Here is a 22,148-nt window from a genome sequence, read left to right on the forward strand (position 1 = left end):
CAAACCGATATCAGGCGGCTACCACTGGGTGCCCTGGCACCACACGCTGTACGGCGCATCCTGGGCGGCGATGATCTGGTCGCCGACCGCGATATCGCAATGCGCGTTCGGTGCCCCCACGCCGCCCTTGGTGGTGCTGCTCACCTGCAGGATGGCCCACTGCGGATCGGCCAGCGTGGTCTCGACCACCCACGGCGCGTCCGGACCCACGGTGATGGTCTCGCGCTTGGCGTAGGCGTACGCATCGGCGTTGTAGGCGTCCTTGCTCGCCGGCTGTGCCGTCAGATAGAACACCTGGAATTGGTAAGGCGCGCCCGAGGTCAGGGTGTAGCGGACCACTTGACCGCCCGCCTCCGGTTCGGCACCGGCCGTCGCGGTGCCGAAGGCGAGCGCCGCGCCCGCCACCATCGCCGCCGCGCCGGCGACCGCTCCTACCTTGCTCGTGGTATTTCGCATGCCCATCACATCGCCGGACGCTACCGGATCGTTACACCCGCCTCATCCGCACCGGGTTGTACCAGCCGAACGGACGGCCAACCACGATCGAACAACACGTTAATTTGTTCGTCACATAGAGAAATTTCACAGAAACCTAGGCCCCCTAACGTGCCGATTCGACACCCACTCGGGTTCTCCAAAGTTCTGACGATGCACTGAAATCGAAGGAAAGGCCTTAGATGCGACTCCCCCGCCCGATGTTCAACAGGTCAGTTCTGCTAGCGGGGAGCGTCGTGGTCACCACCTCGATGCTGCTCGCTGCCTGCGGTAGCAAGGCCAGCGAGACCGAAGCGTCCAGCGCCGAATCGTGCGTCGACACCTCGGGTTCCACCGTCAAGGTCGGCTCGCTGAACTCCCTGTCGGGCACCATGGCCATCTCCGAGGTCACCGTGCGCGACGCCATCAAGCTCGCCGTCGACGAGATCAACGCCGCCGGTGGCGTGTTGGACAAGCAGATCCAGATCGTCGGCGAGGACGGCGCCTCCGAACCCACCGTGTTCGCCGAGAAGGCCGAGAAGCTGATCAGCAGTGACTGTGTCGCAGCCGTTTTCGGTGGTTGGACCTCTTCGAGTCGCAAGGCCATGCTGCCGGTCTTCGAGAGCAACAACGCGCTGCTCTACTACCCCGTGCAGTACGAGGGCCTGGAGTCGAGCAAGAACATCTTCTACACCGGGGCGACCACCAACCAGCAGATCGTGCCCGCGCTGGACTACCTGAAGGAAAAGGGCACCAAGTCGCTCTACCTGGTGGGCAGTGACTACGTCTTCCCGCAGACCGCCAATCGCATCATCAAGGCGTACGCAGCGGCCAACGGGATGGAGATCAAGGGCGAGGACTACACGCCGCTGGGCTCGACCGACTTCTCCACCATCGTCAACAAGGTCCGCACGGCCGACGCCGACGCGGTGTTCAACACCCTCAACGGTGACTCCAACGTGGCGTTCTTCCGCGAGTACAAGAACGTCGGGCTCACCCCGCAGGCGATGCCGGTGGTCTCGGTGTCCATCGCCGAAGAGGAGGTCGGTGGTATCGGCGTGCAGAACATCACCGATCAGCTGACCGCGTGGAACTACTACCAGACCATCGACACCCCGGTGAACAACGCGTTCGTGGCCGCTTACAAGAAGGCCTACGGCGAGAACAAGCCGACCTCGGACCCGATGGAGGCCGCCTACGTCTCGGTGTACCTGTGGAAGAACACCGTCGAGAAGGCCGGATCGTTCGACGTCAAGGCCATTCAGGAGAACGCAGGCGGGGTCAGCTTCGACGCCCCCGAGGGCAAGGTGACCATCGACGGCGAGAACAACCACATCACCAAGACGGCGCGCATCGGCGAGATCAAGCCCGATGGTCTCATCTACACGGTGTGGGAGTCCGCCGGCCCGATCGAGCCGGACCCGTACCTGAAGTCCTACCCGTGGGCCGCCGGGCTGTCGGGATAACCACGTGGATGTCCTGATCGGACAGCTGGCAACAGGATTGAGCCTCGGCTCGATCCTGTTGCTCGCTGCACTCGGACTCTCACTGACCTTCGGTCAGATGGGTGTCATCAACATGGCACACGGCGAGTTCATCATGGCCGGCTGCTACACCGCCTACGTGGTTCAGCAGGCCGTCTCGAATACCGGTGCCTCACTGCTGATCTCATTGGTCGTCGGTTTCCTGGTCGGCGGAGCCATGGGTGTGCTGCTGGAAGTCACGCTGATCCAGCGGATGTATGACCGGCCGCTGGACACCCTGCTGGTCACCTTCGGTGTCGGCCTGATCCTGCAGCAGATCGCCCGCGACATCTTCGGCGCCCCGGCGGTGAACGTCGTGGCACCGGAATGGCTCTCCGGAGGTGTGGAGATCCTGGGCGCGGTGGTGCCCAAGACCCGCATCTTCATCCTGGTGCTCGCGGCGGTGGCCGTGGTGGCCCTGGCCGCCGCACTCAAGGCCAGTCCGATGGGCCGGCGCATCCGCGCGGTCGTGCAGAACCGCGACCTGGCCGAGACCAGCGGAATCTCCTCGCGGCGAACCGATATCACCACGTTCTTCATCGGTTCCGGGCTGGCCGGGGTGGCCGGGGTGGCACTCACTCTGATCGGCTCGACCAGCCCGACCACCGGGCAGAGTTATCTGATCGATGCCTTCCTGGTCGTGGTGGTGGGCGGTCTGGGGCAGATCAAGGGCACCGTCATCGCCGCGCTCGGGATCGGCTTCCTGAACTCGTTCATCGAGTACAACACCACGGCCTCGCTGGCCAAGGTGATTCTGTTCGTGATCATCGTGTTCTTCCTGCAGGTGCGCCCGCAGGGCCTGTTCACGGTTCGAACGAGGAGTCTGGTGTGAAACACCTCATCGGTCGTTGGCAGACGTGGGCCGGCTTCGGCGTCGGCGCCATCGTGTTGTTCGGTCTCGCTCCCGCCGTCCTGTCCGATTTCCGGCTGGGCCTGTTCGCGAAGTTCCTGTGCTTCGCGATCGTCGCCGTCGGCATCGGATTGGCCTGGGGCCGAGGCGGAATGCTGGTGCTGGGCCAGGGCGTGTTCTTCGGGCTCGGCGGCTACATCATGGGCATGCACCTGAAGATCTCCGACGCGGCCCTGACCAACCAAGACGTCCCGGACTTCATGCAGATCGCCGGTGTGCGGGAACTGCCCGGCTACTGGCAACCGTTCGCCTCGCCGGTGGTCACGCTGGTGGCCATCGTGGTGATCCCCACCGGCATCGCCGCACTGCTGGGCCTGGGCGTGTTCAAACGCCGGGTCAAGGGCGCCTATTTCGCGATCCTGTCGCAGGCGCTGGCCGCCGCCTTGGCCATCTTGCTGATCGGGCAGACCAGCGTCGGAGGCAGCAACGGGCTGACCAACTTCCGCACCTTCTTCGGGTTCTCGCTCAAGGACCCGGTGAACAAGCAGATGCTGTACTTCATCGCCGCCGCGGTGCTCCTGCTCTCGGTGGCGGTGGCACGGCAGCTGATGCAGAGTCGCTACGGGGAACTGCTCGTCGCCGTGCGCGACGGTGAGGAGCGGGTGCGCTTCCTGGGCTACGACCCGGCCAATATCAAGGTCGTCGCCTACGTGGTCGCCGCGCTGTTCGCCAGCATCGCCGGGGCGCTGTTCGCCCCGATCGTCGGGTTCATCGCACCGTCACAGGTCGGCATCCTGCCCTCGATCGCCTTCCTGATCGGAGTGGCCATCGGCGGGCGCACCACGCTGCTCGGCCCGGTGCTCGGCGCCATCGGGGTGGCGTGGGCGCAGACGCTGCTCTCGGAACGCTTTCCGTCGGAGTGGACCTACGCCCAAGGCGCCTTGTTCATCATCGTCGTCGGGTTCTTCCCGGCCGGCCTGGCCGGGCTCGGGGTGTTCCTGCGCCGCCGCAAGGGCAAGCCGGACGTCGGCGACGGACCGGCGCCCGATCCGGCGTCGCTGCCCGATCCCGACCCGGAACCAGAGAAGGCCGGAGCCACCGCATGACAGAGCTCGAGACCGAGGTCCATCCCGAACCCGCCGCCGGCGGCAACGCCGGGATGGGCACCCAGTACCTGGAAGTCCGCGGGCTCACCGTGGATTTCGACGGCTTCAAGGCCGTCAGCGATGTGGACCTGACCCTGTTCCAGGGTGACCTGCGCTTCCTGATCGGCCCCAACGGCGCCGGGAAGACCACCGTCATCGACGCGATCACCGGGCTGGTGCCCGCCACCGGATCGGTGAGCAAGTCCGGACAGGAACTGCTGGGCAAGAAGGTCCACCAGATCGCCCGCCGCGGGGTGGGACGCACCTTCCAGACCGCGACGGTGTTCGAGCAACTCACCGTGCTGCAGAATCTGGACATCGCCGCGGGTGCCGGAAGGTCCGCCTGGGCGCTGCTGCGGCGTCGCTCCGGAATTCTGCCCGCGATCGAAGAAGCCCTTGAGACAACCGGTCTCGCGGATCTGGCCGACAAGCCGGCAGGCGTGCTGGCACACGGCCAGAAACAGTGGCTGGAGATCGGCATGCTGCTGGTGCAGAACGCCGATGTGCTGCTGCTCGACGAACCGGTCGCCGGCATGAGCCACGAGGAACGCGAAGAGACCGGAAACCTGCTGCGCCGCATCGGCGGTGAGCGCACCGTGGTGGTCGTCGAGCACGATATGGACTTCATGCGCGCGTTCGCGACGTCGGTGACGGTGCTGGCCCGCGGTCAGGTGATCGCCGAGGGCACGGTGGCCGAGGTCCAGGCCAATCCGCGGGTGCAGGAGGTCTACCTGGGTACCGCGGCGGCCGGCACCGATGATCTGAAAGAGGAATCCTGATGCTCGAACTCGTCGACGTGCGGACCGGCTACGGCCGCTCCGAGGTCATCCACGGGGCCAGCCTGGAGGTGCCCGCCGACGGGGTGGCCGCGGTCATGGGCCACAACGGGGCGGGCAAGACCACCCTGTTGCGTGCCGCGGTCGGGCTCCTGAAATGCAGTGCCGGAAAGGTACTTTTCGACGGTGAGGACATCACCAAACTGCGGCCCAGCGCCCGGGTGGCCAAGGGGCTGGCCTATGTGCCGCAGGGCCAGCAGTCCTTCGGTCAGCTCACCACCGCGGAGAACCTCCAGGTGGTGGCCGACGGACGCAAGAACGCCAAATCGCTGATCGACGAGCAGCTCGACCTGTTCCCGGCCCTCAAGGAACTGCTCACCCGCCGGGCCGGGCTGCTCTCCGGCGGGCAGCGTCAGCAACTGGCGATCGCGCGCGCCCTGATCACCACCCCGAAATGCCTGATCCTCGACGAACCGACCGAGGGCATCCAGCCGTCGGTGGTGGCCGAGATCGAGGCCGCGATCACCGCGCTGACCGCTCGCGGGGATCTCGGGGTGCTGCTGGTCGAGCAGCACATCGGTTTCGCGCTGGAGTCGGCGCAGCGCTACTACATCCTGGAGGCCGGCCGGGTGACCTCCAGCGGCACCGGCGGCTCCGCGTCGGAGGCCGAGGTCCGTGCGGCGATGGCTATCTAAAGCTCCAGCAGCACGGTCACCGGGCCGTCGTTGACGAGCTCGACCGCCATGTGCGCCCCGAAGACCCCGGTGGCCACCGGCGCACCGAGCGCGCGCAGCGCGTCGGCGAACGCATCGATGAGCGGCTCGGCGACCGGACGCGGTGCGGCGGCGTTCCAGGACGGGCGGCGGCCCTTGACGGTGTTGGCGTACAGGGTGAACTGGCTGACCACCAGGATCGGCGCGCCGGTGTCGGCGGCCGCCCGCTCGTCGTCGAGAATGCGGAGCCGCCAGAGCTTTTCGGCCATCTTGGTGGCCAGCGCCTCGTCGTCGGTGTGGGTGATGCCGACCAGTGCGAGCAGTCCCTGCCCGGCCGGCTCGATCCGCCCCACGGTCTGCCCGCCGACCACCACCCGCGCCGATGTCACCCGTTGCACCAGAACTCGCATGCCCCGAACCCTAGAGTGTTCCCATGCGGATCCTCGCCGAGCAGGGTGGTCTGGTCATCGCCGAGGACGGTCCGCGCATTCTGGTGATCGACCGCGGCGCCGGAGCGGCACAGGTGCTGGCCTTCGTGCTGCTGATCCTGACGGTGGTGTTCGGTGGTTTCGGCATCGTGTCGACGGTGCTGGCACTGCGCGACTCGCAGAGCAACCCACCGCTGGTCGTCGCCGCGGTGGTCCTCGCGGCCGGTATCGCCACCGCGGCGGCTCTGCTGTTCGTCGTCCGGTCGCTGCGCCGCATCCGGTCGGCGCCGCTGGACACCTTCACACCGGTCGCGGTGCTCGACCGGCAGCGGCGGATTTTCCTCGACGGTGCGGGCCAGATCGTGGCACCGCTGGAGCACGTCCGCTTCGAGCGCCGCATGCAGATGACGTCGAGCTCCCCGAAGTTGGTGGCGGTGACGCCGGCGGGAATCCGCGTCCTCAAGCGCGGCAACCCGTTCGGCGGCGGCATCGGCGACATGGACGCGGTGTTGTCCACCGCGATCCTGCGCCCGCCGGGCTAACTCAGACGGCGCAGCACCTCCGCGGCCACCGCGTCGATCGCGATGTCGACCTGCTCACCGCTGCCGAGGTCTTTGACCCCCACCGTGCCCGCGTCGATATCGCGGTCCCCGGCCACCAGGGCGAGCACGGCACCCGAGCGGTCCGCGCCGCGCATCGAGGCCTTCAGACTGCGATCGCCATAGGCCAGATCCACCCGAATACCGTTGGCGCGCAGGGTGGCGGCCAGCTTCGCCAGTTCGAGCTTGGCCGTCTCCCCCAGCGCCACGCCGTACACGTCCACCCGGTTGGCGGCGCCCACGGTCTTGCCCTCGGCCGCCAGGGCCAGCAGGGTGCGGTCCACCCCGAGGCCGAACCCGATACCGGACAGATCCTGCCCACCGAGCTGACCCATCAGCCCGTCGTACCGACCACCGCCGCCGATACCGGACTGCGCACCCAGGCCGTCGTGCACGAACTCGAAGGTGGTCTTCGTGTAGTAATCCAGCCCACGCACCATCCGCGGGTTCACCACATAGGGCACCCCGAGCGCGTCCAGGTGGGCCAGCACGGTCTCGAAGTGCGCCTTGGCGGCGTCGGAGAGGTGATCGAGCATCAGCGGGGCGTCGGCGGTCATCTCGCGCACCGCGGGACGCTTGTCGTCGAGCACCCGCAGCGGATTGATCTCCGCGCGTCGTCGGGTGTCCTCGTCGAGGTCGAGGGTGAACAGGAACTCCTGCAGCAACTCCCGGTACCGGGGCCGGCAGGTCTCGTCACCCAGTGAGGTGATCTCCAGCCGGAAACCATCCAGCCCGAGGGACCGGAACCCGCCGTCGGCCACGGCGATGACCTCGGCGTCCAGGGCGGGATCGTCCACCCCGATGGCCTCCACCCCGACCTGTTGCAGCTGTCGGTAGCGGCCGGCCTGCGGCCGTTCGTAGCGGAAGAACGGCCCGGCGTAGCACAGCTTGACCGGCAGCGGCCCGCGGTCGAGCCCATGCTCGATGACCGCCCGCATGACACCGGCGGTGCCCTCCGGACGCAGCGTCACCGAACGCTCACCGCGGTCGGCGAAGGTGTACATCTCCTTGCTCACCACATCGGTGGATTCGCCGACGCCGCGGGCGAACAACGCGGTGTCCTCGAAGATCGGCAACTCGATATCGCCGTACCCGGCCCGCCGGGCGGCGGCGAGCAAGCCGTCGCGCACCGCGACGAAGGCCGCGGAGTCGGGCGGAAAGTAGTCGGGTACACCCTTGGGCGCCTTGAAATCAGCCACGGTATTCGCTCACAGAGTCAGACCTTCGAGAAAGGGGTTGGTGCGGCGCTCGAATCCGATCGTGGACCGCGGGCCGTGCCCGGGGAGTACCACGGTGTCATCGTCGAGCACCATCAGTTTTGTCACGAGTGAGTTCATCAGATCCCGCCCGCTGCCGCCGAACAGGTCGGTGCGGCCCACCGACCCCTTGAACAGAGTGTCACCGGTGAAGCACAGACCCGGAGCCCGGAAACACACCGAGCCCAGCGTGTGGCCCGGGGTGTGGTCGACGGTCACAGCCATCCCGCCGACGTCGAGCAGCTGGGCATCGTGCTCCAGTTCGACGACCTGACGCGGCTCACGGAACAGCGCGCCCAGCGCCAGCTGACCGAGTCGCGGTCCGATGCCCTTGATCGGGTCGGTCAACATCACCCGGTCCTGCGGATGGATGAACACCGGGCAGCCGTAGGTGTCGGCCACCTTCTGCGCCGACCACATGTGATCGAGGTGTCCGTGGGTCAGCAGGACCGCCGCCGGGGTGAGCCGGTGCTCGTCGAGGATCGTGCGCAGCCGGCCGAAGGCCGACTGGCCGGGGTCGACGATGACGGCGTCGGCCCCGGCGTGCGGTGCCAGCACATAGCAATTGCACGCCAGCACCCCCGCCGGGAATCCGGTGATCAACACCGGGCAAGTTTCCCACGTCCACTTTCGGCACCGGTATTCGCGCGGGTCGCACGGCCCGCCCTCAGAAACGCCTGGCACACTCGGTGCCGATGTGAACGCGCGGCCGACGCCGCGCAGACCCGAGGAGGACAGCGGCGGTGCCGACCAACGAACAGCGACGGGCAGCGGCCAAGCGCAAGCTCGAACGTCAGCTCGAACGCCGAGAGCAGCGGGCCAAGCGGGCGCGCCTGATCACGATCATCGCCTCGGTGACCGGCGTGCTCGTGGTGGTCGGCGCGGTGGTGGCCACCGTCATCATCACCAACAAGGACTCCGCGAACACCGCGTCCGCCTCGACGACCACCAGCGCAGACCCCGGCGCCCCGCAACCCGCCGCGGACGGCAAGCTGCCCCCGTTCGCGGCGCCGGCCGGCCTCGGCCAGGACTGCCAGTACCCGGCCGCGGGCGAGGCCAGCCGCAAGGTCAACCCGCCGCGCACCGGAAAGATCCCGATGGACGAGGCGGAGATCAGCGTCAGCATGGCCACCGATCAGGGCAATATCGGCCTGATGCTGAACAACGCGCAGGCGCCGTGCACCGCGAACAGCTTCGCCAGCCTGGCCGGGCAGGGCTACTTCAACGACACCCCCTGCCACCGGCTGACGACCAGCGACAGCCTGTCGGTTCTGCAGTGCGGTGACCCCACCGGCCAGGGCACCGGCGGCCCGGGCTACGAGTTCGCCAACGAGTACCCGACCAACCAGTACCAGCCGGACAACCCGGCGCTGCAGCAGCCCGTGCTCTATCCGCGCGGCACGCTGGCGATGGCCAACGCCGGCCCCGGCACCAACGGCAGCCAGTTCTTCCTGGTCTACAAGGATTCGCAGCTGCCGCCGAACTACACCGTGTTCGGCACCATCGACGAGACCGGCCTGGCCACCCTGGACAAGATCGCCGGCGCCGGCGTGGAGGGTGGCGGTCAGGACGGTCCGCCGGCCACCAAGGTGCAGGTGAAGACGATCCAGCTGGACTGAGCCGATGAGCGTCCCGCCGTACGGGTTCCACCCGCCCGGCTATCCCCCGGCCTACGGCTATCCGCCCGCGCCGAGGCCGACCAACGCGCTGGCCGTCGCCTCGCTCATCTGCGCCTTCCTGGTCGCCCCGCTGGGCGTGGTGTTCGGCCACATCTCGCTGCACCAGATCAAGCGCAGCGGCGAGGACGGGCGGCCGATGGCCATCGCGGGTCTGGTGATCGGCTACCTGCTCACCGTGCTCGGGGTGCTGGTGCTGGTCTTCACGTTCGTGGTGACGCGGGCGATCGTCGAGGACATCCGTGAGTACGACCCGAACGCGCCGCGCTACACCGCGGCACCCGGGGTGCCGGCCGGGGAACTGCCCTCGTTCAAGCCACCGGCGCCCCTCGGCTCTAACTGCCAGTACCTGAAAACCTCGGAGCCGGCGAGCAAGCCGGTCCAGCCGCCCCGGATGGGTAAGGTGCCCACGACGCCGGCCAGCATCCCCGCGGTGATCACGACCGACCGCGGGGCGATCGGTCTGCAGCTGAACAATGCCCAGGCCCCGTGCACGGTGAACAACTTCGCCAGCCTGGCCGCGCAGGGGTTCTTCAACGGCACCGACTGCCACCGGCTGACCACCACCCCCGAACTCGGGGTGCTGCAGTGCGGGGACCCGCTGGGCACCGGTAAGGGCGGCCCCGGATACCAATTCCCCAACGAGTACCCCACCAACCAGTACCGGTTGACCGATCCCGCGGTACGCATCCCGGTGGTCTATCCCCGGGGCACCCTGGCCATGGCCAACGCCGGCCCCGGCACCAACGGCAGCCAGTTCTTCCTGGTGTACCGGGATTCCGAGCTGCCGCCCACCTATCCTGTGTTCGGCACCATCGACGAGGCGGGTCTCGCGGTCCTCGACCGGATCGCCGCGGGCGGGGTCGCCGACGGCGGCGATGACGGCACCCCGGCCACCTCCGTCACCATCCAGGCGGTGCGGGTGCGCTGAGACGGCGCGTCAGCTGTCCTTCAACTTGGACCGAATGTAGAACTCGACGTTCTCCCCCTCCACCTTGGTAACCCGGACCTCGGCGACGTAGTCGCCGTCCGGTCCGGTGAACGTGCACTCGAATTCGGTGCCCGCCTCGGCCTTGACCCCGTCCGGGCAGGCGACGTCCTTCGGGGTGAATCCGGTCTCCTTGGAGACCAGATCGGTCACCGACTGTGCGGCACCCTCGGGTTTGATGGTGGACCCGCACCCGCTGACGACCATGGCCAGCGCGGCAAGAACGATCGAGACGGCGATACGCATGCGCGCAGTATCGCACTCACGCCGCCGATGTCACCCGATACACGTCATAGACACCCTCGACATTGCGCACCACGTTCAGCACATGCCCCAAATGCTTCGGGTCGCCCATCTCGAAGGTGAATCGGCTGATCGCCACACGGTCGTTGGAGGTGGTCACCGACGCCGACAGGATGTTGACCTTCTCGTCGGCCAGCACGCGGGTCACATCGGAGAGCAGCCGATGCCGGTCCAGCGCCTCCACCTGAATCGCCACCAGGAACACCGAGGACGGCGACGGGGCCCAATGCACCTCGATGATCCGTTCGGACTGCTCCTGCAACGATTCCGCGTTCGTGCAGTCGGTACGGTGCACACTGACGCCGCCACCGCGGGTCACGAAGCCCATGATGACGTCACCGGGCACCGGGGTGCAGCATTTGGCGAGCTTGGTCAGCACGCCGACCGCACCCGGCACCGACACCCCGACGTCATCGCTGGTGCGCTGACGCACCGGCATGGTCGCGGGCGTGGATCGTTCGGCGATCTCGTCCTCGGCCTCCTCGTCGCCGCCGAGCTGGGCCAGCAGGCGCTGCACCACATGCCGGGCCGAGGTGTGCCCCTCACCGACCGCGGTGTAGAGCGCGGAGACGTCGGCATAGTGCAGTTCGCGTGCCAGCGCGCTCATCGAATCGCCATTCATCAAGCGCTGCAACGGCAGTCCGCCGCGGCGAACCTCCTTGACGATGGCGTCCTTACCGGCTTCCAGGGCCTCCTCGCGGCGTTCCTTGGCGAACCACTGCCGGATCTTGGCCTTGGCGCGCGGGGACACCACGAAGGTCTGCCAGTCCCGCGACGGGCCCGCATTGGCGGCCTTGGAGGTGAAAACCTCGACCTGGTCCCCGTTTTCGAGCTTGCGCTCCAGCGCCACCAACCGGTGGTTCACCCGGGCACCGATACAGCGGTGTCCGACCTCGGTGTGCACGGCGTAGGCGAAGTCCACCGGGGTGGACCCGGTGGGCAGTGTGACGACATCGCCCTTGGGGGTGAAGACGAAGATCTCCTGCACGGCGAGGTCGTAGCGCAGTGATTCCAGGAACTCCCCGGGGTCGGCGGCCTCCCGCTGCCAGTCCAGCAGCTGACGCATCCAGGCCATCTCGTCGATCTCGGCGGAGGCGCCTCCTGGCGGTAACCCGTTGCGCCCCTTGGCTTCCTTGTAGCGCCAGTGCGCGGCGATACCGAATTCGGCGGTGTCGTGCATCTCGTTGGTGCGGATCTGCACCTCCAGCGGTTTGCCCTCCGGGCCGATCACCGTGGTGTGCAGGGACTGGTAGACGCCGTACCGCGGCTGGGCGATGTAGTCCTTGAAGCGGCCCGCCATCGGCTGCCACAGCGAGTGCACCACGCCGACGGCCGCATAACAGTCCCGCATGTCGTGGCACAGGATTCGCACACCCACCAGGTCGTGGATATCGTCGAAATCGCGGCCTTTGACGATCATCTTCTGATAGATCGACCAGTAGTGTTTGGGCCTGCCCTCCACCGTGGCGTTGATCTTCATGGCGGCCAGCGAGGAACCGATCTCGGCCCGCACCCGGGCCAGGTAGGTGTCCCGCGACGGAGCTCGGTCGGCCACCAGGCGCACGATCTCCTCGTAGCGCTTGGGGTGCAGGATGGCAAACGACAGGTCCTCCAGCTCCCATTTCACCGTCGCCATGCCGAGCCGATGCGCCAGCGGCGCAATCACTTCCAGCGTCTCGCGGGCCTTGCGGGCCTGTTTTTCCGGCGGCAGGAACCGCATGGTGCGCATGTTGTGCAGCCGGTCGGCGACCTTGATGACGAGCACCCGGGGGTCACGTGCCATCGCGATGATCATCTTGCGGATGGTCTCGCCCTCGGCGGCGCTGCCCAAGGCCACCTTGTCGAGTTTGGTCACCCCGTCGACGAGATGACCGACCTCGCTGCCGAAATCGTCGGTCAGCGCCTCCAGCGAGTAGCCGGTGTCCTCGACGGTGTCGTGCAGCAGCGCGGCGACCAGGGTGGTGGTGTCCATGCCGAGCTCGGCGAGGATATTGGCGACCGCCAGCGGATGGGTGATGTAGGGGTCACCCGAACGGCGCAGCTGATCGGCGTGGCGCTCCTCGGCGACATCGTAGGCCCGCTGCAGAATGGCCAGGTCGGCCTTGGGATGGAACTGTCGGTGCACGGCGACCAGCGGTTCGAGCACCGGGTTCACCAGGCTGCGCTGGGAGGTCATCCGCCGGGCGAGGCGCGCCCGCACGCGACGTGAGGCACTGATCTTCGAGGTGTCCTGCGAGCTGGCATCCCCTGCGGGCACGGACGCGATGGCCTGCCCGGTGCCGGGTTCGTCGGCCATGTTCACCTCCTGGCTGTTCGGAGTGGACCCACACGCTGGACTTCGACAATAGCCGTCAGTCGGTGATGAGGCTGGTGACCTGCAGTGGTTGCACCGCGGCGCGCCCGTTCAGCGCGGTCAGTTCGAGCACCACCGCCGCGCCCGCCACCCGGGCACCGCTGTTGACCAGCAGCTGCGCGGCGGCGGCCAGGGTGCCGCCGGTCGCCAGTACGTCATCGATGACAAGAACGTTGCGACCGGCCAGATCGATACCGTCGGCCGGGATCTCCAGGGTCGCCGACCCGTATTCGAGGTCGTATCGCACCGTGTGCACCGGCGGCGGCAGCTTGCCGCCCTTGCGGACGGCGAGCACCCCGGTGCCCATCTTGAGCGCGACGGCGGCACCCAGCAGGAACCCACGGGCGTCCACCCCGGCGATCAGGTCCACCCCGTCGGCGGCCTCGGCCAGCGCGTCGGTCACCACGGCCAGACCGCGCGGGTCGGCCAACACCGGGGTGAGGTCTTTGAACTCGACGCCGGGGATCGGGAAATCGGCGACGTGGCGGGTAAGGGCATCGATGAGCGTGGCGGCTTCGCGCCTGATGTCAGTCACGTCGGGCACCGGGCCTCACGTCAGGGACCAACGGTCCATGTTCCAGCCCGCTCCCCATCGAGTCGGGTTACTGCTCACGGCGCCGACCTGCTTGGCGGTCAGCAAGGTGCGCTGCTGGCGGTACAGCGGCAGCGTCGGAACGTCCGCCCACAGGATCGGTCCGCTCTCCCCCAGCAGCCGCGCCTGCTCCTTGGGGTCGGCCGTCACCACCAGCGCGTCGATGATGCCGTCGATGCGTTCGTTGCTGTACCCGGCCAGATTGTTGCCGTTGCCGGTGTGCAGGTCGTAGGCGTCCAAGGCCGAGGATCCGGTCGAGCCGCTGCCCGGGGCGCCACCGGTGCTCGCGATGAGCACGTCGATCGTGTTGTCCCGCAGGCTCAGTGGTCCGACGGACTCGCCGGCGGCCTCGGTGACGGTGATGCCCGCGGCGGCACAGGCCGAGGCGATGGCGCCGACGGTGGCGGCCAGTCGCGGGTTGGGGCTCTGGTAACCGATCCGGACGGTGAGTGGCTGGTTGCCCAGGGCCTGCCGCGCCCCCTCGATGTTCGCGACGCCGAACTGCCCCGCCTCGCCCGCACTTTCGGCGGCCGAGACGGCGTCCTCGGTGGTCGGGCTGAGCCGGGCGTTGGCGATCGGCACCTGCGCGTTGCGCGCGATGGTGTCCCGCGGGGTGCACAGCGACAGGGCGCGCCGCGCCGGCGGCGCGGCCATCGGCCCCTGCGCCGAATAGATCAGTTGCTCGATTCCCGCCGACGGGGTGTCGGTGCGCGAGTAGCCGGCCGGCAGGTTGAGGGTGCCCGCCGATCCGGCCGAGATGTCGACAACATCGAAGGACCCGCTGTTGATCCGGTCCTGGATGTCGGCGCCGCGAGGCCACACCGTCACCCGCGCGGCGGCCGGCTTGGCACCCCACCACTTGTCGTTGGCCACCAGCACCACCGCGCCGTCCCCGGTGACCGAGTCCACCTTGTAGGGACCCGAGGACGGGAGCCCTTTGAGGTCGGTGTCCGTGGTCAGATCCCAGGTCGAATTCCAGGCCCGCGCGATCCGGTCCAGGGCGCCCACATCGCTGGTCTGCACGGCGGTGGTCACCCCGCCGTCGCCGAGGCCCAGCTCGTCGGCCAGCACATGCGAGGGCAGCATCGCCGTCGCCCCGAACAGCTGGCCGTAGTCGGCGACGGCGCGGTCCTGCGCGAAGGACACCCGGGCCTTCTTCTGACCGGGAACACAGTCGATCGTGGCGATATCGCGGTAGCCGGCGGTGCTGGCCGCGTCGAAGGCCGGGAATCGGCCGGACTGGGCCGCCCAGGTCAGCACCATGTCATCGCAGGTGATCGGTTTGCCGTCGGAGTAGACGGCAGCGGCGTTGATTTCGTAGTCGAGCACCAGCGGGGCGCGGCCGACCACCGAAACCGTGCCGTAGTCGCGGTCGCTGACGATCTGGCCGTCGGGTCCGCGGTAGGTGAAACCGGTGAGCACCCTGGCGAACGCCTGCGGACCACCGGAGGCGGCGCCGGCCACCGAGTTGGTGTTGTAGGTGAACAGTGCTCCGTCGACGGCGTAGTCGATGGCCCCGTCGGACCCGGACGAGCAGCCCGCCGATACCAGGGCCACCGACAGCGACAACGCGGCCGCCGCCGTACCGGTCCGCCGGATCACGCGCCGGGACATTAGGTCCGCCGTTTGCCCGACGGTCGAGTGGGCCGGTTCGGGCGCGCACCGGGTGCGGGCTTGTCCGGTGCCGGGGCCGCGGGCGCGGCGGCGCTGGCGCTCACCGCCTCCTCGGCGATATCGGCAGCGGGTTCGTCGTCGGTCTCGGCCTCGGCACCCGTCTTGGCGGCGGCGGCCGCGCGGCGGCGCAGCACCCGCTTGGTGTGCTTGCTGACCAGCTCGGTGCGTTCCCGCAGGCTCACCAGCAGCGGGGTGGCGAAGTAGATCGAGGAGTAGGTACCGACGAGCACGCCGACCAGCTGCACCAACGCCAGATCCTGCAACGTGCCCACGCCGAGCAGCCAGACCGCGATGACCATCAGCGCGATGATCGGCAGCGCCGAGATGAGGCTGGTGTTGATGGAGCGCATGAACGTCTGGTTGACGGCCAGGTTGGCCTGTTCGGCGAACGTCCGGCGGGTGGTGTGCTCGAAACCGTCGGTGTTCTCCTCCACCTTGTCGAACACGATGACGGTGTCGTAAAGCGAGAATCCCAGAATGGTCAGCAGCCCGATCACGGTGGCCGGGGACACTTCGAAGCCCACCAGGGCGTACACCCCGGCGGTGACGATCAGGTCGAAGAACAGTGCCGCCAGCGCGGCGATCGCCATATAGCGCTCGTAGCGCACGGTGATGTAGATGGTGACGAGCACCAGGAACACCACCAGCGCGATGAGCGCCTTCTGGGTGATCTGGCCGCCCCAGGTCGAGGACACCGCCGAGTCACTGATGGCCTGCTTGCTGGGCTCGCCGTTGGAGCCCTTGGGCGCGAAGGCGTCGAACAGCGCCACCCGCAGCTTCTCGGTCTCGTCGTTCGTCAGCGTCTCGGTGCGGATCTGCACGGTCGCCGACGGTCCGTTGCCGACGATCACCACCGTCTCGGGAGGCTTGCCCATCGCCTCGTTGAAGACCGTCTCGACCTGCTGCGTGGTGGCCTGCGCCTTGGCGCCGTCGACCGGCATCGAAACCTTGGTGCCGCCCTCGAAGTCGATGCCGAAGGTGAACCCGCGCAACAGCATCGCCAGGATCGAGATGCCGACGATGACGCCGCTGACGGCGTACCAGAGCTTGCGCTTACCGATGACCTCGAAGGCGCCGGTGCCGGTGTAGAGGCGCACGAAGAAGCCGTGCCGCGGCGCCCCGGCGGCGCCGGTCTCGGACACCGCGGTCTCTGCGGAGGAATGTTTGGCCGACATCTGACTAACCCCGTCCTGTCGAGTGCACGGCGCGCCGTTCCCGGGCGATCTGCTGGACCGCCCCGAGCCCGTTGAACGCCGGCTTGGCCAGCGTCGCCGACTTGGAGGACAGGTACACCAGCGGCCAGGTCACCAGGAACACCACCAGCACGTCCAGGATGGTCGTCAGGCCCAGCGTGAACGCGAAGCCCTTGACCTGACCGACCGCCAGGAAGTAGAGCACCGCGGCGGCCAGGAACGTGACGGCGTTACCGGACAGGATGGTCTTGCGGGCCCGGGCCCAGCCGCGCGGCACCGCCGAGCGGTAGGACCGGCCCTCGCGGATCTCGTCCTTGATCCGCTCGAAGAACACCACGAACGAGTCGGCGGTCGTACCGATACCGATGATCAGACCGGCGATACCGGCCAGGTCGAGGGTGTAGTTGATGTATCTACCCAGCAACACCAGCAGCGCGTACGCCATCGCACCGGCCAGGATCAGCGACAGCGCGGTCAGCAATCCGAGCACCCGGTAGTAGAGCAGCGCGTAGACCAGCACCAGCGCCAGGCCGACCGCGCCCGCGATCAGGCCCGCCTTGAGTGAGGTCAAACCCAGTGTGGCCGAGACGGTTTCGGCTTCCGACGACTCGAAGGACAGCGGCAGCGAACCGTACTTGAGCACGTTGGCGAGCTCGCGCGCCGAGGAGTCGGTGAACTGCCCGGTGATCTGGGTGCGTCCGCCGGGGATCGCCTCCTGGATCTCCGGGGCGCTGACCACCTGCGAGTCCAGCGTGAAGGCGGTCTGGGTACCGACGTTCGCCGCGGTGAAATCGGCCCAGATCTTGGAGCCGGCGCTCTTGAACTCGACATCGACGACGTAATCGCCGCGCTGCTGGTCCAGTCCGGATCCGGCGGTCTTGATCTCCTCACCGCTCATGATCGACTTGTCGAGCAGGTACACGGTGTTGTGGTCCACCGAGCAGGTGACCAACGGCAGGTTGGGGTCGTCGTTGCCGGCGAGCACATCCTCCTCGTTGCAGCGAGTGGCCTGGAACTGCAGGGCCAGCAGCTGAATGCTCTGGTCGGTGCTCTGCCGCAGCTGTTTCTCGTCGGCGATGCGCTGGGCCAGGTCGGCCTCCTCGTCCGGCGCGCCGGGAGGGGCTTGGGGCTGGCCGGGGGCGGGTGCCGGCGTGGGGGCCGGGGTCGGAGCCGGCTCCAGCGGGTAGGGCCGCGGTTGCGAGGCGGGCGGCACGGGCGCAGCCGGCGCACCGCCACCGGTGGCGGGATCGCCGGGGGTACGGATGGGGGCTTCGGGTTCGGCCGGCGCGATCAGCGGCGGCGCTCCGGGGTCGCCGCCGGGCGCCAGCCCGGGCAATCCGGGTGCCCCTCCGGGTGGCGCCTGGGCGGCCGGGTCTCCGGGCGCCTGCGCGGGCATGGCGTGGATGACCGGGCGGATGTAGAGCCGCGCGGTCTGACCGAGGCTGCGAGCCTCCGAGCCGTCATCGCCGGGAACGGTGATGACCAGGTTGTCGCCGTCGATGATGACTTCCGAGCCCGAGACGCCGAGCCCGTCCACGCGCGAGCTGATGATCTCCTGTGCCTGCAACAACGATTCCCGGGACGGCTTCGACCCGTCCGGGGTGCGTGCGGTGAGGGTGACACGGGTGCCGCCCTGCAGGTCGATGCCCAGCTTCGGTTCGGCCTTTTTGTCTCCGGTCAGGAAGACCAGCAGGTAGACACCGATGAGGAGCACCAGGAAGAGCGTCAGGTAGCGGGCAGGGTGGACCGGCGCCGAAGACGAAGCCACGGTTCTTGGGTCTCCTTGAAACGATCAGGGACGGGATAGCGCACGGCTCGGCGCTACCGGGAGGGTACGCGGTGAAGCTGAGTCAGTTGCCGTCAGTCTTGGGAGCAGGCCGGTCGGTCAACTCGACGGCGCCGGAGGAGTCTTCGTAGTTGCCGGTTTCGTCATCTTCGTACTCGTCGTCGTCGGCGTCCTCGATGCGGTCCCGGATGGCCAGTTTCATCCAGGTGGTGACGACGCCGGGTGCGATCTCGAGGTCGACGTGGTCATCGGTGATACCGGCGATGGTGCCCTGCAGACCCGATGTGGTGTGCACGCGGTCACCGATGGTCAGCGACTCGTGCAGGTCGATGGTGGCGTGCATGGCCTTCTTCTGCCGGCGCGACGCGAAGAACATGAAAGCGCCCATGATGAGGATGAGGGGCAGGAATACGACGAGATCCATGAAACTGCTGTCCTTCGCGGTTGTTCAGCGGGTACGGCACACCAGTGTGCCATTACCGCTGCTCGGCTCCCCGCGGTCACCCAGCGACGGGTTCCGGGCCAACTGAATTCGTGGCACAATTCGGAGGAATATGCGCGATCCGTAGCTTGTGCGCGTATCAACTGCCGTTTTCACCAGCATCCGATCAGGAGTCAGCCGTGACTGCCGTCGAACAGACTCGCCACCTCGCCACCGCCATCCCGGGACCGAACTCCTCGGCCCTGATCGACCGCAAGGCCGCCGCGGTGTCCCGCGGCGTCGGCACCACGATGCCGGTCTACGCGGCGCGCGCCGGCGGCGGCATCGTCGAGGATGTGGACGGCAACCGCCTCATCGACCTCGGCTCGGGTATCGCGGTGACCACCATCGGCAATGCCGCGCCCCGGGTCGCCGCCGCCGTGGCCGCGCAGGCCGGCGAGTTCACTCACACCTGTTTCATGGTCACCCCGTACGAGCAGTACGTCGCCGTCTGCGAACACCTCAACCGGCTGACCCCCGGTACCGGGGACAAACGTTCGGCGCTGTTCAACACCGGGTCCGAGGCCGTCGAGAACGCCATCAAGATCGCCCGCTCGTACACCCGCAAACAGGCGGTGGTGGCCTTCGACCACGCCTACCACGGCCGCACCAACCTCACCATGGCGCTGACCGCGAAGTCGATGCCCTACAAGCACGGCTTCGGCCCGTTCGCGCCGGAGATCTATCGGGCGCCGCTGTCGTATCCGTTCCGCGACGCCGAATTCGGCAAGGAGCTGGCCACCGACGGCGAGCTGGCCGCCCGGCGCGCGATCAGCGTGATCGACAAGCAGGTCGGTGCGGACAACCTGGCCGCCGTCATCATCGAACCGATCCAGGGTGAGGGCGGGTTCATCGTGCCCGCCCCCGGTTTCCTGGCCACCCTGCTGGCCTGGTGCCGGGACAACGACGTGGTGTTCATCGCCGACGAGGTACAGACCGGGTTCGCTCGCACCGGGGCGATGTTCGCCTGTGAGCACGAAGGGATCGAGCCCGACCTGATCGTCACCGCCAAGGGCATCGCCGGCGGTCTCCCGCTGTCGGCGGTCACCGGGCGCGCCGAGATCATGGATGCCCCGCACGTGTCCGGGCTGGGCGGCACCTACGGCGGCAACCCGGTCGCCTGCGCCGCCGCGCTGGCCACCATCGAGACCATCGAGGCCGAGGGGCTCGTGGCGCGGGCCGCCGCGATCGAAACCCTGATGAAGGACCGGCTGCACCGGCTGCAGGCCGATGACGACCGGATCGGTGATGTGCGCGGGCGCGGGGCGATGATCGCCGTCGAACTTGTCAAGTCCGGAGGCACCGAACCCGACGCCGAGCTGACGAAGGCGCTGTGCGCGGCCGCGCACGCGGAGGGTGTCATCGTGCTGTCCTGCGGCACTTACGGCAACGTGCTGCGCTTCCTGCCCCCGCTGGCGATCAGCGACGACCTGCTGCACGAGGGCCTCGACGTGTTGGAAGCCGCCCTGCGACACCTGTCCTGACGGTTGGCGGCGCCGCTATCACGGCTCCGCGGTGCGCGGTCGGTGACGCATCGTAGAGTGAGACGGGACACACCCGACCTTGCTCTCGAACGAACTGGCGCGATGGACACGATTCGCCGATGGTGGCGCCAACCGGACCACTATGAGTGGCTGTCGGTGTACCTGGAGTCCCAGCAGCTCCGCTGGCCGCTGCAACTGATCATGGCCACCACGGTCACGGCAGTCGGGTTCGTGCCGCTGCTCCTGCTGTGGAGCCCGGCGGTACCGGACGGCTGGGCGACGTATGTCATCGCGGTCTCGGCGACCTTGCTGCGCTGGAGCATGACGGTGGCCTGGCTGATCCGCTGGCCGTCGCGGCGGGTGTCGCGCATCTTCGCCCTGCTGTCCGCGCTGTGCGTCTCGGCCGCCAACCTGACCATCCTGGACCCGCAACACGGCCTGCTGGCGTGCGCCATCTTCTCGGCGATCGGCGGGCTGGTGGCCTTCACCCAGAACAGCCCGTTCCTGGCCCTGGTGCTGGCGATCGGGACCGCCACCGCGGTGATCTGCGGGGTACGGGTCGCCATGATGGGCGACACCGCCCTGGCGCTCAGCGAGCTGCTGCTGATCCTGGCCAGCATTCTCACCGTGCCGATGATGGGTCAGGTGCTGGTGCAGTTGTTGGGGGCCGACGCGGTGAACTCCGATGTCGATGTCCTCACCGGGCTGCACAACCGACGCGGGTTCTACCGCGCCGTGGCACACCGGGCCGGTCGCATCGTGCGCGGGCGCGGCATGCTGGGACTGGTGATGGTCGATCTGGACTGCTTCAAACAGGTCAATGACAGTCTGGGGCATGCGGCCGGCGATGAGGTGTTGAAAGCGGTCGCGACGGTGCTGCGCAAGGCCGCCGGCGGCGATGCGGTGGTGGCCCGCCTGGGCGGTGAGGAATTCTGTATCGCCGCCACCACCAGCGAGCGTCATATCCGCCACCTCGCCGACCGGGTGTGCGCCGAGATCGGCGGGCTGCCTGACGGTGTCACCGCCAGTGTGGGCACCGCCGCCATCGCGCGACTGCCGTCTTCCCAGGAGGCGCTGGACGATCTGCTGGGCACCGCCGACCGGGCGATGTATGCCGCCAAACGTGCCGGCGGCAATCGCGTCTGTCACGCCTCGGATGTGCTGCAGCGCTGACGCTAGCGGTGCGCGAGTTCGTTGTCGCGGTCACCGCTTCGGAACATGTTGCGCCAGTTGAGACGACCCCGGGCCTGGGCGGTCGGGCCGATGACCTCGGTGCGCTGATCGGGCATCGCCGCCGGCTGCGCTGCGGTCGTCGTGTCGACCGGCTCGACGGTACGGACATCGCGGATCTCCACGTCCCGGATGCTGCGGACCGACAGCCGTCCGACCGCGACGGCGGCCAGGAAGATCACCACGGCGCCCAGCCCGGAGAAGTAGGCCAACTCCAGCACCACCCGCTTGGCGTCGGTGACCGCCACCGGGCTGCCGATGTTGCCGAGCGCCAGCGGCGCGGCCAATGCCCGCCCGACCACGAACCATGCCCCGGCGGCCACGGCCAGCCAGCCGCCCAGGATGGCGGTGGCACGGTTGCGCGAGACCAGCAGCAACAATCCGCCGAGCACGGTCACGGCACCGGGCAGCACCTCCAGCCAGCCCCGGCCCAGCGTCCAGGTCCACGGCGCGTCGGGGGTATAGGCGAAGTCGATGTAGGGCCCGACGAAGGGGATGAACGCGCCCCACAGCCCGAGCAGGATCAACAGAAAACCGCTGAGCGCTCCGCGACTGCGGGATATCGCCAGCCTGCCGCCCCGGACGGAGCGTGTGCGGGTATCGGACATGGTGGCCTCCTCGGTC

General features: G+C 68.1%; 22 protein-coding genes. 10 read left to right on the forward strand and 12 right to left on the reverse strand.

Annotated elements, in window-relative coordinates; translation table 11 throughout:
* Nucleotides 1-18: 18 nt before the first annotated feature.
* A complete protein-coding gene (locus A7U43_RS18065) occupies nucleotides 19-456 on the reverse strand; it encodes a hypothetical protein (protein ID WP_068003068.1) in 438 nt (145 codons plus the stop codon).
* A 221-nt stretch (nucleotides 457-677) separates the two neighbouring features.
* Between A7U43_RS18065 and urtA the strand changes: the two genes are divergently transcribed.
* From urtA to urtE, 5 genes are read left to right on the forward strand one after another with little or no spacing between them, the layout of a single operon-like run.
* Nucleotides 678-1,940, forward strand: coding sequence for an urea ABC transporter substrate-binding protein (gene urtA / locus A7U43_RS18070; RefSeq protein ID WP_067998079.1), 1,263 nt, complete (start codon nucleotides 678-680; stop codon nucleotides 1,938-1,940).
* A gap of 4 nt (nucleotides 1,941-1,944) precedes the next feature.
* The gene (gene urtB / locus A7U43_RS18075) at nucleotides 1,945-2,829 is read left to right on the forward strand and encodes an urea ABC transporter permease subunit UrtB (RefSeq protein WP_067998081.1); all 885 of its coding nucleotides are present in this window, start codon (nucleotides 1,945-1,947) and stop codon (nucleotides 2,827-2,829) included.
* Nucleotides 2,826-3,953, forward strand: a complete 1,128-nt coding sequence (gene urtC, locus A7U43_RS18080; RefSeq protein WP_067998083.1) for an urea ABC transporter permease subunit UrtC — start codon at nucleotides 2,826-2,828, stop codon at nucleotides 3,951-3,953. Before urtB ends, urtC begins: the two co-directional genes overlap by 4 nt.
* Entirely contained in the window at nucleotides 3,950-4,771 is an 822-nt protein-coding gene (gene urtD / locus A7U43_RS18085) for an urea ABC transporter ATP-binding protein UrtD (protein ID WP_067998086.1), read from the forward strand. The genes urtC and urtD overlap by 4 nt, the downstream gene beginning before the upstream one ends.
* Nucleotides 4,771-5,463, forward strand: a complete 693-nt coding sequence (urtE, locus tag A7U43_RS18090; protein WP_067998088.1) for an urea ABC transporter ATP-binding subunit UrtE — start codon at nucleotides 4,771-4,773, stop codon at nucleotides 5,461-5,463. Before urtD ends, urtE begins: the two co-directional genes overlap by 1 nt.
* On the opposite strand, the gene dtd is transcribed toward urtE, so the two are convergent.
* Nucleotides 5,460-5,891, reverse strand: a complete 432-nt coding sequence (dtd, locus tag A7U43_RS18095; protein WP_067998090.1) for a D-aminoacyl-tRNA deacylase — start codon at nucleotides 5,889-5,891, stop codon at nucleotides 5,460-5,462. The two genes, urtE and dtd, sit on opposite strands and share 4 nt — an antisense overlap.
* A gap of 23 nt (nucleotides 5,892-5,914) precedes the next feature.
* On the opposite strand from dtd, the gene A7U43_RS30355 reads away from it, so the two are divergent.
* The gene (locus A7U43_RS30355) at nucleotides 5,915-6,451 is read left to right on the forward strand and encodes a hypothetical protein (RefSeq protein ID WP_231963348.1); all 537 of its coding nucleotides are present in this window, start codon (nucleotides 5,915-5,917) and stop codon (nucleotides 6,449-6,451) included.
* Here A7U43_RS30355 and hisS read toward each other — a convergent pair.
* Both hisS and A7U43_RS18110 read right to left on the reverse strand, forming a co-directional pair.
* On the reverse strand, nucleotides 6,448-7,707 hold the full coding sequence (hisS, locus tag A7U43_RS18105; RefSeq protein WP_067998093.1) for a histidine--tRNA ligase: 1,260 nt from the start codon (nucleotides 7,705-7,707) through the stop codon (nucleotides 6,448-6,450). The two genes, A7U43_RS30355 and hisS, sit on opposite strands and share 4 nt — an antisense overlap.
* A gap of 9 nt (nucleotides 7,708-7,716) precedes the next feature.
* Entirely contained in the window at nucleotides 7,717-8,370 is a 654-nt protein-coding gene (locus tag A7U43_RS18110) for an MBL fold metallo-hydrolase (protein ID WP_067998095.1), read from the reverse strand.
* Nucleotides 8,371-8,507: 137 nt separating this feature from the next.
* Between A7U43_RS18110 and A7U43_RS18115 the strand changes: the two genes are divergently transcribed.
* Nucleotides 8,508-9,383 (forward strand): peptidylprolyl isomerase, encoded by an 876-nt coding sequence (locus A7U43_RS18115; RefSeq protein ID WP_067998097.1) that lies wholly within the window; start codon nucleotides 8,508-8,510, stop codon nucleotides 9,381-9,383.
* A gap of 4 nt (nucleotides 9,384-9,387) precedes the next feature.
* The gene (locus tag A7U43_RS18120; RefSeq protein WP_067998099.1) at nucleotides 9,388-10,371 is read left to right on the forward strand and encodes a peptidylprolyl isomerase; all 984 of its coding nucleotides are present in this window, start codon (nucleotides 9,388-9,390) and stop codon (nucleotides 10,369-10,371) included.
* A 9-nt stretch (nucleotides 10,372-10,380) separates the two neighbouring features.
* On the opposite strand, the gene A7U43_RS18125 is transcribed toward A7U43_RS18120, so the two are convergent.
* From A7U43_RS18125 to yajC, 7 genes are all read right to left on the reverse strand, one after another.
* A complete protein-coding gene (locus tag A7U43_RS18125; protein ID WP_067998101.1) occupies nucleotides 10,381-10,674 on the reverse strand; it encodes a DUF4333 domain-containing protein in 294 nt (97 codons plus the stop codon).
* A gap of 16 nt (nucleotides 10,675-10,690) precedes the next feature.
* Nucleotides 10,691-13,027, reverse strand: a complete 2,337-nt coding sequence (locus A7U43_RS18130; protein ID WP_067998102.1) for a RelA/SpoT family protein — start codon at nucleotides 13,025-13,027, stop codon at nucleotides 10,691-10,693.
* 55 nt (nucleotides 13,028-13,082) lie between these two features.
* Nucleotides 13,083-13,619: an adenine phosphoribosyltransferase gene (locus tag A7U43_RS18135; protein WP_068003074.1), complete on the reverse strand. Its 537-nt coding sequence runs from the start codon at nucleotides 13,617-13,619 to the stop codon at nucleotides 13,083-13,085.
* A gap of 15 nt (nucleotides 13,620-13,634) precedes the next feature.
* The gene (locus A7U43_RS18140; RefSeq protein ID WP_067998104.1) at nucleotides 13,635-15,290 is read right to left on the reverse strand and encodes an ABC transporter substrate-binding protein; all 1,656 of its coding nucleotides are present in this window, start codon (nucleotides 15,288-15,290) and stop codon (nucleotides 13,635-13,637) included.
* Nucleotides 15,290-16,525 (reverse strand): protein translocase subunit SecF, encoded by a 1,236-nt coding sequence (gene secF / locus A7U43_RS18145; RefSeq protein ID WP_067998106.1) that lies wholly within the window; start codon nucleotides 16,523-16,525, stop codon nucleotides 15,290-15,292. The genes A7U43_RS18140 and secF overlap by 1 nt, the downstream gene beginning before the upstream one ends.
* A 4-nt stretch (nucleotides 16,526-16,529) precedes the next feature.
* Nucleotides 16,530-18,311 carry a protein translocase subunit SecD gene (gene secD / locus A7U43_RS18150; protein ID WP_067998109.1) on the reverse strand — a complete coding sequence of 594 codons (1,782 nt, stop codon included), beginning with the start codon at nucleotides 18,309-18,311 and terminating at the stop codon, nucleotides 16,530-16,532.
* Between the two features lie 82 nt (nucleotides 18,312-18,393).
* Nucleotides 18,394-18,753 carry a preprotein translocase subunit YajC gene (gene yajC, locus A7U43_RS18155; protein WP_067998110.1) on the reverse strand — a complete coding sequence of 120 codons (360 nt, stop codon included), beginning with the start codon at nucleotides 18,751-18,753 and terminating at the stop codon, nucleotides 18,394-18,396.
* Nucleotides 18,754-18,950: 197 nt separating this feature from the next.
* Between yajC and gabT the strand changes: the two genes are divergently transcribed.
* Both gabT and A7U43_RS18165 read left to right on the forward strand, forming a co-directional pair.
* On the forward strand, nucleotides 18,951-20,294 hold the full coding sequence (gabT, locus tag A7U43_RS18160) for a 4-aminobutyrate--2-oxoglutarate transaminase (protein WP_067998111.1): 1,344 nt from the start codon (nucleotides 18,951-18,953) through the stop codon (nucleotides 20,292-20,294).
* A 102-nt stretch (nucleotides 20,295-20,396) separates the two neighbouring features.
* Nucleotides 20,397-21,467, forward strand: a complete 1,071-nt coding sequence (locus A7U43_RS18165; RefSeq protein ID WP_067998112.1) for a GGDEF domain-containing protein — start codon at nucleotides 20,397-20,399, stop codon at nucleotides 21,465-21,467.
* A gap of 2 nt (nucleotides 21,468-21,469) precedes the next feature.
* On the opposite strand, the gene A7U43_RS18170 is transcribed toward A7U43_RS18165, so the two are convergent.
* Nucleotides 21,470-22,132 (reverse strand): hypothetical protein, encoded by a 663-nt coding sequence (locus A7U43_RS18170; RefSeq protein WP_068003077.1) that lies wholly within the window; start codon nucleotides 22,130-22,132, stop codon nucleotides 21,470-21,472.
* Nucleotides 22,133-22,148: the final 16 nt, after the last annotated feature.

Origin of the sequence: Mycobacterium adipatum (assembly GCF_001644575.1) — a bacterium.
Classification (GTDB): Bacteria; Actinomycetota; Actinomycetes; order Mycobacteriales; family Mycobacteriaceae; genus Mycobacterium; species Mycobacterium adipatum.